The sequence below is a fragment of the Nocardia violaceofusca NBRC 14427 genome, assembly GCF_963869435.1.
GTDB lineage: Bacteria > Actinomycetota > Actinomycetes > Mycobacteriales > Mycobacteriaceae > Nocardia > Nocardia aobensis.
Window position 1 is genome coordinate 46,793 of sequence record NZ_CAWMPM010000022.1, and the last position, 13,632, is coordinate 60,424.

Below are 13,632 nucleotides of genomic sequence, written 5' to 3' on the forward strand. Positions count from 1 at the left end.
ACGACTTTCACCCGGGCGGGTAGTCCGGGTCGAAATCGGCGTCGGACACCGGGTCGGGCGGCAGCTCGTCGCCGTACTCCTCGTCGGGCGGAGGGTCCTCGGCGAGTTCCGGACCGGACCGTTCCCTCGGGTCGGCGGGCGGCGCCCAGGCGGGCGCGACCTCGGCGATGAGATCGGCCAGCTCGGCCGGCCCCGGCAGTTCGGCGGGCGCGACCGTCCGGCCGCTGCGGACGTAATGGAAGGCGGCGCCGACCTTGTCGAGTACGAGCTCTTCGGCTTCCCCGGTCTGCGCGGCCATCATGCGGGCCCAGGCGACCCGGTAGACGGCCAGCTGCATCGCGACCGAGCGTTCTTCCGCGCGTGACGGTTCGGCGCCGGTCTTCCAGTCCACGACCAGCCAGCGGCCGCCGGGTTCGCTGAACACCGCGTCCATGCGGCCGCGAATGAGGGTGCCGCCGATGCTGGTCTCGAATCCCACTTCGACGTCGATGGGGTTGCGGTCGGCCCAGGGCGAGGCCAGGAACGCCTCCTGCAATCGGATGAGGTCGGCGTCGCCCGCGCCGCTGTCGGCCGCGCCGGGCAGTTCGTCGAAATCGAGCAACCCGACCGCGCCGAACCAGCGCTGCAACCAGGCGTGAAAGGCGGTGCCGCGCCGGGCCAGCGGGCTCGGCGGGTACGGCAGCGGCCGCCGCAGCCGTGCCGCGAGCTTGGCCGGATCGGCCCGCATATCCACCAGCGCGGTGGCGGGCAGCTGCGCGGGCAACTCCACTTCGTGGATGCCCTCGACCGTCGCGAAATGCTCGGTGAGCAGGGCGTCCACATCGTCGGCCCAGCCTTCGGGATCCGAATCGTGCTCGGGTACCGCGCCGTCCTCCGATCCGTTGCCGGATGCCGTGCCGTCCGTGCCGGGGGTCGCCGGGTCGTGCGTCAGGTCGGCGAACAAATCCAGCTGGCGCGGGGATTCGAGTTCGCTCGTGGCGTCGTGGGTTCGGCGCGAGGGAACCGGGGGGATCTCGGCCCGGGCAGGAGCGGTTCGGCCGTTCGCCGGCTGTGTGCGATGCTCGCGAGGTTCGGGCGGAAGGTGTGCGAGCGCGGTGCGGACCAGGGCCGCACCCGCTTCGACCGCTTGCCGCCGCACGCCGAGCGGGTCGCGCGGCCAGTCGGCCACGGCGGGATTGTCGGTGAAGGGATTGGGTGCGTCGGGAGGTGGGGGGTCGGCCCAGAGGTCGACGCGCACGGTGCCGTGTCCGGGGGACTCCGGATGTTCGGTCCACCGTTTCAGTTCGAGCAGGAAATCCGAGGGCCCCTTCGGCGTGGAACCGGTCTCGGCCCAGTGGTGGGCCGAAACGAACAGTGCGCGTTCGGTTCTGGTGAGCGCGACGTAGAACAGGCGGCGTTCCTCGTCGAGGCGGCGGCGGGCCAGCGCCTCCTTGTGCTGTTTGATCGCCCGTTCCAGATCCGTGCGGTCGTACAATTCGGTGAGGTCGAGGACCGGAACCCCGTCGCGCACGGGCGCGGAATCCGGTGTGTCGCCGTCGTTGTCGCGTTGCCGGTCGCCACGCAGCGAGGTGGGGAGTTCGGCGAGTGCGCCGAGCCAGGTCGCGGCGGCGTTCCCGGAGGGAAACAGGCCGCGCGCTACGTGCGGTACGGCCACGACCTCCCATTCCAGCCCCTTGGCCGCGTGCACGGTGAGCACCTGCACGCGGTCGTGCGCCACCTCGACTTCGCCCGGCTCCAAACCGTTCTCGACCTCTTCGGCGGCGGCGAGGAAGCTCAGCAGGCCGGGCAGGGTGGCACGGTGGTCACCGGCATATCCCGCGACCACGTCGGCGAAGGCGTCCAGATGTTCGCGCCCCGCACCGGCGCCCGCGGCCGCGCGGCGGGTCTGGGTTTCCACCCCGACCCCGATCGTGCGTTCCACATCGGCGACCAGTTCGGGCAGCGACTGCCCGCTGCGTTCACGCAGCGCCGCCAGCTCCCGCCCCAGTGTGACGATGCGCGCGTAGCCGAGCTCCGAATAGCGTTGCGCCGGACCGGGGTCGGCGATCGCATCCGCGATGCCGGCTTGTTCGGCGGGTTCGGGTGCCACGGCCCGCAGCGCATCCGACAGCCCCGCGGCGTCGGTGATCGGTTCCGCGCGGCCCGGCGTCCCGGCGATCGACAGCTCCCGCGCCCGTGCCGACAACGCCTTCAGATCGCTCACGCCCAACCGCCAGCGCGCGCCGGTGAGGATGCGCATCGCGGCACTGCCTGCCGCCGGATCGGCGATCAACCGCAGGGTGGCGACGATATCGGCCACTTCCGGGGTGGCGAGCAGACCGCCCAGGCCGACGATCTCCACCGGCAGCCCCCGGGCGCGCAACGCCTCGGCCAGCGGCGCGGCGTCGGCGTTGCGGCGCACCAGGACCGCGGAGGTCGGGGGCGGCCGTCCGGCGTCGGCACACTGCTCCCATTCCGCGGCGATCCGCTCGGCCACCCATTGTCGTTCGCCGGCAACGGTTTCGGTGAGAGCCAGCGCGACGGTTCCGGCGGTGGCCTGGGGCCGGGGGCGCAGCGCGTCGACACTGACCCCGCCCTCGGCGCCGCGCAGTGGTTCGGCGACCAGATTCGCCAGATCCAGCGCCTCCGGCGGATTGCGCCAGCTCGTCAGCAGTGGCAACACCGGCGCGGCGACATTCGGGGCGGCCGGGAAATCGGTGGTGAAGCGGGGCAGGTTGGCCGCCGACGCACCGCGCCAGCCGTAGATGGACTGCATCGGATCGCCGACCGCGGTCACCGCCGGGCGGGTGGCGAAATCCGTCTCCGGCGCCTCGCCGCCGATGCCGACCGCGCCGCGGTCACCGAACAGTGCCGCGAGCAGAATGCGCTGGGCGTGCCCGGTGTCCTGATATTCGTCCAGCAGCACCAGGCGAAACCGCTCGCATTCCGCCGCCCCGACCTCGGCGTGCGTGGCGGCCAGCCGCGCGGCCAGCGACATCTGCGAGCCGAAATCCAGTGCGCCCCTGCGTCGTAACTCCTCGCCGAGCCGCGCGACCAGCGGCAGCAGCGCCACCCGGTCCTGCTGGGCTTTGACGATCCCGCGCAGCTCCTGATTCGGGCCGCCGCGCTGGCGCGGACCGGGAGGCAGCGTCTCCACCAGCCGTTCCAGCTCCCGATGCGCCACCGCCAACTGCTCCGGTTCCACCAGATGTTCGGCGAGCTGACCGGACAGCGCGAGCACCGCCTCGGTGACCGATACCGGGGTGCGCTCGGTATCGAGATCGCCGTCCCAGCCGGTGACCACGCGATGCGCGAGCTGCCACAGCTGGGTTTCGGTGAGCAGGGTGGCCGAGGGCTCCACGGGCAGCAGCAGACCGTGTTCGGACAGCAGCCGCCCGGCGTAGGAGTGGTAGGTGCTGATCTCCGGCTCGGATCCGACCAGGGTCGCGCGCAGCCGCCCGGTGCTGTCGATCTCGCGCAGCAGCGGCGATCCGGCCAGCCGCGCCAGGCGGGTGCGAATGCGAGTCGTCAACTGCTGCGCGGCTTTTCGGGTGAATGTCAGCCCCAGCACCGCGTCCGGTGCCACCAGCCGATTGGCGACCATCCAGACCACCCGCGCGGCCATCGTCTCGGTCTTGCCCGCGCCCGCACCGGCCACCACGAGGGTCGGGCCGAGCGGTGCGGCGATGACGGCGGACTGTTCGTCGGTGGGTGGCGGCAGGCCCAGTGCCTGCGCCAACTGCTCCGGCGTGATCGTCATCGATCCGTCACCTGGCGGCCCGTGTCCTGCACGGGGCAACTGCCGGCCACCTGGCAGTGCCGGCAGCCGTCGTTGCGCATGGCCAGGAAGCCGGGCCCGCGGGTGGCTGCCGCCGCATCGTGAATGGCCTTGCGCCACTGGGCGATACCGTCGGAATCGAGCGCGGTCTGCAACCGCTCGGTGGCGCCGTCGCGGCTCGGTTTGGCCACGTAGACGAGTCGGGCGCCGCCCGGTTCGATCCGGTCGCCGTCCACCTCCGCCGAGAACCCGCCCGCCCCGGCGGCCACCTGGTAGGTCGCCAGCTGGGCGTGATCCTGCGCGGCCTGTTTGGAGATCGGGGTCTTGCCGGTCTTGACGTCGACGATGACGAAACGGCCCAGCGCGTCACGCTCCACCCGGTCGACGCGGCCGCGGATCCGCACCGGCACCTCGTCCGGGTCGCGGGCCGGCAGAACGCAGTCCACCGGCACCTCGACACCGACCTCGGCCAGCTCGGCCCGGGTGTTGCGCAACCAGGCGAGGAAGGTGTCGACCATCGATTCGGTCCGGCGCAGCTCCAGCCGGGAGTGCCAGCTGTGCGGGCCGTCCTCCCCGGAACTCGGGTCGACGGCCTTCCATGTCTTGACCAGCGCCGCCTTCACCTGTTCCTCGGTCACTCGCCCGGCCAGCGCCTGGACCAGCGTGTGCACGAGATTGCCCTTGACGGCATGCGGATTGTCCCCGTCGCTGCCGCCGTGACGTTCCAGCGCCCAGCGCAGCGGACAGGTCTGCAACAGCTCGACCGTCGACGGCGACAACGCGACCGGCCCGTCACCGTCGTCCCACAGCGCCAGTTCCGAACTGGGGTCCGCGATGCCGTACCACTCGTCCGGATGGGCGCCGCGCACACCGGCCGCGGCCAGACGGGCCAATTGGGTGGCGGCCCGGTCCCGGCGGGCGGGATCGGCGCCGTCGTCACAGACCACGCCGCGCAATTCGGCGATCAGGGCCTGCGCGACCAGTGCGCGCCCCGGATCGACCGGCGGCGGAATACGTCCCGGCTCCCCCGGTTCCGCCTCCGGATCGAGTTCGGCCAGAAATCGGGACGGCACCAGATCGCGGTCGCCGGTGACGGATTCGACCGCGGTCACCAGCAGGCTGTGCCGGGCCCGGCTGCACGCCAGCAGCAGCAACCGGCGCTCCTCGGCGAGGATCGGCGCGGCCCGGCTGACCTGTTCCCCCGGATCGGCCACGCCCCCGATGAGGTCGACCAGTTCCTCGATGCCGAGCAGGGTCCCGCGCGGACGCAGGTTGGGCCAGATCCCCTCCTGCACTCCGGCGACGGCCACCACATCCCATTCCCGGCCGGCCGCGGCGTGCGCGCTGACGATCGCCACCGCGTCACCGGGTTCGGTCAGCGGAGCCGAATCCTGGTTGATCTCCTGCTGTTCCAGATATTCGACGAATCCCTCGACGGATGCGCCGGGCAGCCGGTCGACGTAGGCGGCGGCGGCATCGAACAGACCGACGGCGGCATCCAGGTCGCGGTCGGCCTGCACCGCACCGGCGCCACCGCGCTCGGACTGCGCCACCCAGCGTTTCTCCAGCCGCGAGGCGGTCCACAACGCCCACAACGCGTCCTCGACCCCGGCCCCGCGCCGCAGCGCCCGCCGCGCCCGGTCGACCGCCCGCAGTACCCGCACCAGCGGCGCCACCTCGACCTCGGTGAGCCGATCGAGCAGGGTGCGATCACCGACTCCGGTGATGAGGTCGCGCAGTACGACCGCCGAGGACCGGTCGAGCTCGGAATAGGGGGCGAGGGCCTCCGGCGACTCCTCGACTGTCGATGAACCGCGCGCCGGCTCGTCGTCGGCGCCCGGCTCCGCATCGTCGGGGCCGCCAACCCTCGACTCCGTCCGGGGATACCCGCGCTCGATCAGCGCGCGGCGAACGCCGCGGCGCAGTCGTCGCAGACTGATCTGATCGGCTCCACCCAGCGGCCCGAGTAGCAGATCGAGCGCATCGTCCTCGGAGAACATCTCCGGGCGACCGCGTTCGACCACGATCAGGGCGCGCAGCGACTGCAGCATCCACGCCGCGCCGCGCCGCCGGGCCAGCGGGGTGTCCGGTTTCGGTTGCAGCACCGGCACTCCCGCGGCGGTGAGCGCGCGGCGCAGCGGGCCCAGCGACAGCGGCACCGAGCGCACGACGACCGCCATCCGCGACCACGGCACCTCCGCGGTGAGATGCGCCCGCCGCAGGTGGTCGGCGATCAGCGCCGCCTCCTTGGCCGGGGTGGTGAGAACCCGCACCAGCGCCTGCCCGTCGACGGCGGGATCGCCGAGGAGATGGGGTCCGCCGGTCCGCACGTCGAAGCGGTGTTCGATGCGGCCCGGCATGCGGGCGGCGATCCGGGCGACCGCAGCGTGCACCGCCGGGGCGCAGCGATGATCGTCGTGCAGGACGATCCGGCGTTCGGGTGGGGCATCGGGTTCGGTGACGAAACGGGTATCCGCACCCCGGAAACTGAAGACCGCCTGATCCGGGTCGCCGGCCACGACCGTGGTCGCCGGGCCGGATCCGATCGCGCGAATCAGTTGTGCGGCAAGCGGATCCACATGCTGGGCGTCGTCGACCAGGAGGGTGCGGATGCGTTCACGCTCGGCGGCGAGCAGTTCCTCGTCCTCGATCAGCACGTCCAGTGCGGCGCCGACCAATTCGGCTGCGTCGAGAGCGGGGGCGCTGGCCTCGGGGGCTTGGACGCCGACCGACCAGCGCAACAGCATCGACTGTTCGTAGCGCTGCGCGAACGATCCGGCCGCCTCCCATTCCTCGCGTTCGTGCAGGCGCCCCAGTTCGATCAGATCCTCGGGCCCCAGATCGCGCTCGGTGGCGCGCAACATCAGGTCGCGCAGTTGCTCGGCGAAACCGTTGGTGCCGAGCGCGGCGTGCAGGCGCGGTGGCCACAGCACCTCGGCACCGGACGACATGTCGGCGAGTTCGCCCCGCAACATCTCGCGCAGCACCACGTCCTGCTCGGCGCCGGTCAGCAGCCGCGGCGGCGGATTGCCGCGGGCGGCCGCGTGCGTGCGCAGGATCGCGAAGGCGTAGGAGTGCACCGTGCGCACCATCGGCTCACGTCCGGCGCCCGGCACCCCGCCGAGTTCGGGTGCGAGCGCGGTCAACTGCCGGGTGAGGGCGTTGCGAACCCGCAGGGCGGCCTGTTTGGAATGGGTGAGTACCAGCACCGAATCCGGATCGGCGCCCGCGACGATGCGATCGGCGGCGAGATCGGTGAGCAGCGCGGTTTTCCCGGTGCCGGGGCCGCCCAGCACCTGCCAGGGTCGCCAGCCCGGGTCCGCGCCCGACCCACCCGCGAACAGCGTTCGGACATCGGCACCCCATTCGCGTAACCGGGGTGCGGTCTCACTGCGGCGCACCAGTCGCACCGAGCTATCCGATCGCATCACACGCGCTATTTCAACAGACACCCCCGACAGGATCGAATTCCGTGACAGCAAACGAACCCCGCGCATCCGATGTGTCCGTGTTGTGATCGGCGCCACGCCTGCCCGGGCGATATTCACGAATTCGCGCCGGTCCCTGGCTGCGGTCGATAATGCCTGGTAGAGAGTTTGTACGTCGTGCCGCACCGCATCGCGTCGGGGCCGCTGCGAATATCGGGCCGAAAATCCCACCGCCGCAGTCGTTCCGCGGCGGTTCACCGGCGCGGCCAGCGCCCGGCAATCCCCGTGCCCGATTCTTGCGAACGGAACGCGCCGGTCGCACCGCCGCCGCGCCGACGGCACAATGATCGGGTGCCCGACGCCCATATTCATCGATTCGGCCCCGCCGACGGTCCGCTCGTCCTCGCCCTGCACGGCCTGACCGGACACGGGCGGCGGTGGAGCGCGCTGGCCGACGGGCAGCTGCCCGAGGTTCGCGTCGTCGCTCCCGACCTGCGCGGCCACGGGCGGGCGAGCTCGCTACCACCGTGGACCTTCGAGCAGATCGTCGACGATCTGGTTCCGCTGCTCACCGAACCGGCGGTCGTCGTGGCGCATTCGTTCGGAGCGGCGGTCGCCGTCCATCTGTCCCGCCACCGCCCCGATCTGGTCCGCGCACTGGTGCTGCTCGATCCCGCGATCGGCCTCGATCCGGTTCTGCTTCACGACATCGCCGAGGCGGGGCTGGCACGACCGGACTACGCCGACGTCGCCGAGGCGCGTCACGACAAACTCGAGACGGCCTGGGCCGATGTGGACCCCGAACTCCTCGACGCCGAACTCGCCGAACATCTGGTCGATGCTCCCGAGGGCCGGGTCACCTGGCGGATGAGCCTGCCCGCCGTCACGTCCTACTGGAGTCAGCTGGCGCGCGAGCTGATCCTGCCGCCGCCGCACATTCCGACCGTGCTGGTCCGCGCCGGTAAATCCCCGTTCGTCACCCCCGCGACCGTCGAGGCGTTCGCCACGCTGCCGGATTTCACGCTGCACGAATTCGACTGCGATCACATGGTCGCCCAGGCGCGGCCCGCCGAGACCGCGGCCGTCATCCGGTCGGTGCTCTGATGCCCACGACGGACGCCGAGATCGAGCGGGTGCGGGAACTGGTCGCGGCCATCCCGCCCGGCCGGGTCGCCACCTACGGCGATATCGCGGCGGCGGCCGGACTGTCGACGCCGCGAACCGTCGGCTGGATCATGCGCACCGACTCCGCCGATCTGCCCTGGCATCGGGTGCTACGCGCCGACGGCACCCCGGCGAGCCATCTGGCCCACCGCCAGTTGCGCAGGCTGGCCGAGGAGGGCTGCCCGATCCGCGGCGACCGCGTGGACCTGGCCGCCGCCCGCCACAGATTCGACCACTGACGGCACCGCCGATATCCGAATTCGCCCATTACTCCGGTTCGGCGGTTACCGTGGAGGAATGACCACCCGTCTGGCGTGCGTGGTGTTCGATGCGATCCGGCCACGGAACGTGGCGCGGTTCTGGGCGGAGTTGCTCGACTGGCAGATCACCGTGGACCGTCCGCACGCGGTCGAGGTGGCTGCTTCCGATCCGGATGCCGCCGATGTGTCGTTGATGTTCGTGCCGACGGCCGGACCCAAGTCCGGGAAGAACCGCATCCATCTCGATGTGGTGGGTCGTTCGCTGGATCATCAACGCGTACAGGTGGATCGGGCGCTGGCGCTGGGCGCGCGGCCGATCGATATCGGGCAGGGCGCGGTGCCCTGGACGGTGCTCGCCGACCCCGAGGGCAACGAATTCTGCGTCCTCGAACCGCGCGAGGAATATGTGGATACCGGCGCGGTGGCCGCGATCGTCGTTGACACTCCGCATCCCACCCGGCTGGCCCGGTTCTGGGAGACCGCCGCGGGCTGGCCGCTGACCCACGACGAATCGCGAATGGCCGGCATCCGCTCGGCCACCGGTCAGGGTCCGTGGCTGGAATTCCTGCGCACCCAGGTCGCGGCCCGCGAATGCGATCGCGTCCACCTCGATGTCGTCACCTATTCCACCGGCGATCCCGCGGACGAGGTCGCCCGGCTCACCGCAGCCGGTGCCGTCCCCTGCCAGGGCGCCGCGGTGCACCCACCGGCCCAGGCGATGCTGACCGATCCGGAGACGAACCGCTTCCGGTTGTTGCGTGCGCCCTGCGATTGACGCGGTCGCGAGCGGACGACGGGCGTGCGCCCGTCGTGCCGTTCGCCGTCCGATGTGGGCGGTTTACCATCGGTCCATGATCAACCTCCCGGGTGAGCCGCTGTGACCACTGTCGACGCGATCGTGCTGGCCGGTGGGCGGGCGACCCGGATGGGCGGGGTGGACAAACCCGCGATCGCGGTCGGCGGGCGGGCGATGCTCACCGTGGCGCTGGACGCGGTCGCCGACTGTGTGCGCACGGTGGTGGTCGGCCCGCATCGGCCCGAACTGGCGCCCGAGATCCGGCAGGTGCAGGAGGTGCCGGCCGGAGCGGGCCCGGTCGCGGCCGTCGCCTGCGCGGTCCGCGCGCTCGAGGAATGTGATTTCCCGGCCGATCTGGTCGTGGTCCTGGCCGCCGACCTGCCCTTTCTCACTGCCGCCGTGATCGGCGAATTGATCGGGCACGCAACGACTTCCGATGCCGATGCGGTATTCGCGACCGACGAATCCGGCCGTCCGCAATATCTGGTCGGGGTGTGGCGGCGGACGGCGCTGCTGTCGGCCCTGCGGCAGCTGGATTCGGTGACCAATCAGCCGATGAAGGCGCTGGTCCCGGTCGACACCCTGATGGTGACGCTGCCCGGTATCACCGATTGCGACACCCCGGAACAGGTGCGCGCGGCCCAGGCCGCCGCCCCGGCGTTGCCCTTGGCGCAGGCACGCGAGCTGCTGCGCACCGCCATTACCCGGCTGCCGGTGCACGAGGCCCGGCCGGCAGCGGTGCGGGGTGCGGCGTTGGCGGCCCCGCTGCGCGCCGCCTCGGCGCTGCCCCGCTTCGACGTGTCGGCGATGGACGGTTACGCGGTGTCCGGCGAGGAACCGTGGCGCCTGCGCCACGATGTGGGCTTCGCGGGTGGTGAGCGACCGGTGGGCCTGCTCGCCGGTGAGGCGGTCCGCATCGCCACCGGCGCTCACGTCCCGGAGGGCACCGACACCGTGGTGCGCGACGAATTCGTCCGGCTCGACGACGGGCTGCTGCGACGGCTACCCGAGGCGCCGATCCGCGACGATGTGCGCCACCGCGGCGAGGATTGGCACAGCGGCGATATCGTCGCCGCCGAGGGCACCCCCGTCAACGCGGCACTGATCTCCGTCGCGACCGCCGCCGAGGTGGTCACCGCGCAGGTCCGCGGACCCGTGCGGGCACGAATCGTGATGACCGGCGACGAAATTCGCAGTGCAGGTCCGCTGCGGGGCGGCCAGACCCGCGATTCGGTCGGCCCCGTCTTCCCGGAGTTGTTGTCCTGGTACGGAATCGAATCGTCGGACCGGGTGCATCTGCGCGACACGCCCAACGGCTTCGACGATGTGCTCTCCGATACGACCGACGACCACCTGCTGGTCGTGGTCGGCGCGACCGGTGGCGGCGCGGCCGACCAACTGCGCGGTGCACTGGATCGGGCCGGGGCGCGAATTCTGGTGCACCGTTTGCGGATGCGACCGGGCGGCTCCACGGTGGTCGCCGAATTGCCCAGCGGCCCTGTGGTGCTCGGGCTTCCGGGTAATCCCTACGCGGCGGTCGCGACGCTGTGGGCGCTGGCCCCGGCCATCGTCTCCGGTCTCACCGGCCGCATACCGGCACGGGTGCGGACCGGACCGCTCCTGAACGCCGGCGACGTCTCCGGTCCGGTGCCGCGCATCCTGCCCGCGCGGGCGGCCGAGGCGGGCGGCTGGGTCGCCGACGGCCATATCCGTACCGCACATCTGGCCGGGCTGCTCGACCGCGACGGTCTGGTCGTCGTCCCCGCCGGCGCCGTCGACGGCGAGCCGGTCGAATATCTGCCCCTGCCGGGCTGACGCCGCGCGAACCGGGGAATTCCGCCGACCAACTGTCCCCGGCCGGCACCGGTTGCGCGCACAGTGCGCCGAACCCTGGTGGCAGCACGCCGGGGCGGGTTCCCTGGTCGTATGCCAGTGCCCGAGTATGCCCGCGGATACGACGCCTTCACCGGCGAGATCGGCCGTACCACCGCCGATTCCTCCCCGGCGTGGGACTATCCGCCGAGTGCGCCCGCGGGAGCGCCGAACATCATCGTGGTTCTGGTAGACGATATGGGCTACAGCGATATCGGCCCGTTCGGCTCCGAAATCGAGACGCCGACCTTGAACCGGCTGGCCGAGCGCGGCGTCCGGCTCACCAACTACCACACCACCCCGCTGTGTTCGCCCTCGCGCGCGGCCCTGCTGACCGGCCTCAATTCCCATCGCGCCGGATTCGGCTTCGTCGCCAACGCCGATCCCGGCTACCCGGGCCTGCGCCTGGAACTCGCCGACGATGTGCTGACCCTGCCGGAGATATTGCGCGCCGGCGGCTACGCCACCTATGCGGTCGGCAAATGGCACCTCGTGCGCGACGCCACGATGAACCCTGCGGCACACCGTGATTCGTGGCCGACACAGCGCGGATTCGATCGGTACTACGGTTCGCTGGAGGGTTTCAACTCGTTCTTCTACCCGAACCAGATCGTCTCCGACTCCTCCGTGGTGGATATCGAGCAGTACCCGGAGGACTACTACGTCACCGACGATCTGACCGACAAGGCGATCACCTACCTGAAGGATCTGCGCGCCCACGACGCGGACAAGCCGTTCTTCCTCTATTTCGCCCACGTCGCCATGCACGGCCCGCTGCAGGCCAAGGACGTCGATCTGGCGAAATATCGCGGGCGATACGCACAGGGCTGGGACGTGGTGCGACAGAGCCGATTCGCCTCCCAGCTGGCGCAGGGACTCTTCGCGCCGGGAACCGAACAGCAACCGCGCAACACCGAACCGGGTTACGAAGCGCAGGAATGGGATTCGCTGAGCGCCGAGCAGCAGCGCCGCTTCGCCCGGTACATGGAGGTGTACGCCGCGATGGTCGACAGCATCGACCAGAGCCTCGGGCGGGTCCTCGACACCGTCGAGCAGTTCGGCGAACTGGACAACACGATCGTGGTGTTCACCTCCGACAACGGCGGCACCGCCGAGGGCGGGCCGGTCGGCACCCGCAGCTATCTGGCCGAATTCGCGCACGTCGACGATCCGGACTGGGTGGGCGATGTCCCGCACGACGAGGATCTGATCGGCACCGCCCGTCTCGGCGTGCACTATCCGCGGGGCTGGGGGCAAGCGTCGAACACGCCGTTCCGGTTCTACAAGGGACAGACCTTCGCCGGTGGGGTGCGGGTGCCGTTCATCATCTCCTGGCCGAAGGGACTGCCGGACAACACGATTCGTGACGAATACGTGTACGTCACCGACCTGGCGCCGACCCTGCTGGAGCTGTCCGGAGTCTCGCGCCCCTCGGTGCGAAACGGCCTGCCGGCCAAGGATTTCGACGGTGTTTCGGCGGCGGAGGTGCTGCGGGACCTCGATGCCCGCTCCCGGCATGTCGAGCAGTATTCGGAAATGACCGGTCATCGCGGCTTCTACCGGGACGGCTGGAAACTGCTCGCGTTGCACGAGCCGGGCGGCGAGGTGGACGCGCCGAACTGGCAGCTGTTCGACGTGCGGACCGATCCCACCGAATTGCACGATGTCGCCACCGAATTTCCCGGCAAGGTGCGTGAACTGGCCGCGGCGTGGGACGAGGCGGCCTGGCGCAATACCGTCTTCCCGCTGCTGACCCGCCGGGATCTGGCGCGCCGGCGCCCCGAGGAAGCCCGGCTGTCCGACCCCTTGCGCATCCTGCCCGGGACGCCGACGCTCGAGCGGTATCGCTCGCAACGCCTCATCGCCTACCGCGATTTCGCCGTCACCGCCGAACTCGCGGGCTACCACGCCGGTGACGAAGGGGTACTCGTCGCCCACGGCGACCCGCAGGGAGGTTATCTGCTCTACATCGAGAACGGCCGAATCGTGTTCGGTTTCAACTCGTTCGGCCGGTATACCGAGGTGTCTGCGCTCATCGCCTCCGGTGCGCGGGAGGTCACCCTGGCCGCGACGGTACGGCCGCGCCTGCGCTGGGACTTCGCCCTCTCCGTCGACGGCACCTCCGTCGCCGCCCTCCCCGACCAGGTCCAGCTCGTCGGCATGGCCCCCTGGACCGGTATCTCGGTCGGCGTGGACGCCCGCGGCCCTGTCGCCTGGGACCTGCGACAGCGCCGCGGCGCGTTCCGCTACACCGGGTCACTGCGTGCCGTCACCTACACCCCGGGGCCGCTACAGGTACCGGAGCAGGTGGTGCGGGCGGTGGAGTCGGAGGCAGAACTCGTGGCCGAATAGGGG

General features: G+C 71.0%; 7 protein-coding genes. 5 read left to right on the plus strand and 2 right to left on the minus strand.

Annotated features, from left to right (window positions below):
- Positions 1-7 precede the first annotated feature (7 nt).
- Both AC5592_RS17630 and AC5592_RS17635 read right to left on the minus strand, forming a co-directional pair.
- Entirely contained in the window at positions 8-3,739 is a 3,732-nt protein-coding gene (locus tag AC5592_RS17630) for an ATP-dependent helicase (RefSeq protein ID WP_084506818.1), read from the minus strand.
- Positions 3,736-7,185: an ATP-dependent helicase gene (locus tag AC5592_RS17635; protein ID WP_063064867.1), complete on the minus strand. Its 3,450-nt coding sequence runs from the start codon at positions 7,183-7,185 to the stop codon at positions 3,736-3,738. The genes AC5592_RS17630 and AC5592_RS17635 overlap by 4 nt, the downstream gene beginning before the upstream one ends.
- Before the next feature lie 351 nt (positions 7,186-7,536).
- On the opposite strand from AC5592_RS17635, the gene AC5592_RS17640 reads away from it, so the two are divergent.
- The 5 genes from AC5592_RS17640 (at position 7,537) to AC5592_RS17660 (ending at position 13,629) form a co-directional block, all read left to right on the plus strand.
- Positions 7,537-8,289, plus strand: a complete 753-nt coding sequence (locus AC5592_RS17640) for an alpha/beta hydrolase (RefSeq protein WP_063064868.1) — start codon at positions 7,537-7,539, stop codon at positions 8,287-8,289.
- On the plus strand, positions 8,289-8,588 hold the full coding sequence (locus AC5592_RS17645) for an MGMT family protein (RefSeq protein ID WP_063064869.1): 300 nt from the start codon (positions 8,289-8,291) through the stop codon (positions 8,586-8,588). The genes AC5592_RS17640 and AC5592_RS17645 overlap by 1 nt, the downstream gene beginning before the upstream one ends.
- 58 nt (positions 8,589-8,646) lie before the next feature.
- Positions 8,647-9,384: a VOC family protein gene (locus AC5592_RS17650; protein ID WP_036504385.1), complete on the plus strand. Its 738-nt coding sequence runs from the start codon at positions 8,647-8,649 to the stop codon at positions 9,382-9,384.
- A 102-nt stretch (positions 9,385-9,486) separates the two neighbouring features.
- Positions 9,487-11,220: an NTP transferase domain-containing protein gene (locus tag AC5592_RS17655; protein ID WP_084506820.1), complete on the plus strand. Its 1,734-nt coding sequence runs from the start codon at positions 9,487-9,489 to the stop codon at positions 11,218-11,220.
- 111 nt (positions 11,221-11,331) lie between these two features.
- Entirely contained in the window at positions 11,332-13,629 is a 2,298-nt protein-coding gene (locus tag AC5592_RS17660) for an arylsulfatase (RefSeq protein ID WP_063064870.1), read from the plus strand.
- Positions 13,630-13,632: the final 3 nt, after the last annotated feature.

Excerpts from the sequence above, each read along its gene's own strand:
- AC5592_RS17630 (WP_084506818.1), bottom strand. The coding sequence starts at position 3,739 with ATGACGATCACGCCGGAGCAGTTGGCGCAGGCACTGGGCCTGCCGCCA.
- AC5592_RS17635 (WP_063064867.1), bottom strand. The coding sequence starts at position 7,185 with ATGCGATCGGATAGCTCGGTGCGACTGGTGCGCCGCAGTGAGACCGCA.
- AC5592_RS17645 (WP_063064869.1), top strand. The coding sequence starts at position 8,289 with ATGCCCACGACGGACGCCGAGATCGAGCGGGTGCGGGAACTGGTCGCG.
- AC5592_RS17650 (WP_036504385.1), top strand. The coding sequence starts at position 8,647 with ATGACCACCCGTCTGGCGTGCGTGGTGTTCGATGCGATCCGGCCACGG.
- AC5592_RS17660 (WP_063064870.1), top strand. The coding sequence starts at position 11,332 with ATGCCAGTGCCCGAGTATGCCCGCGGATACGACGCCTTCACCGGCGAG.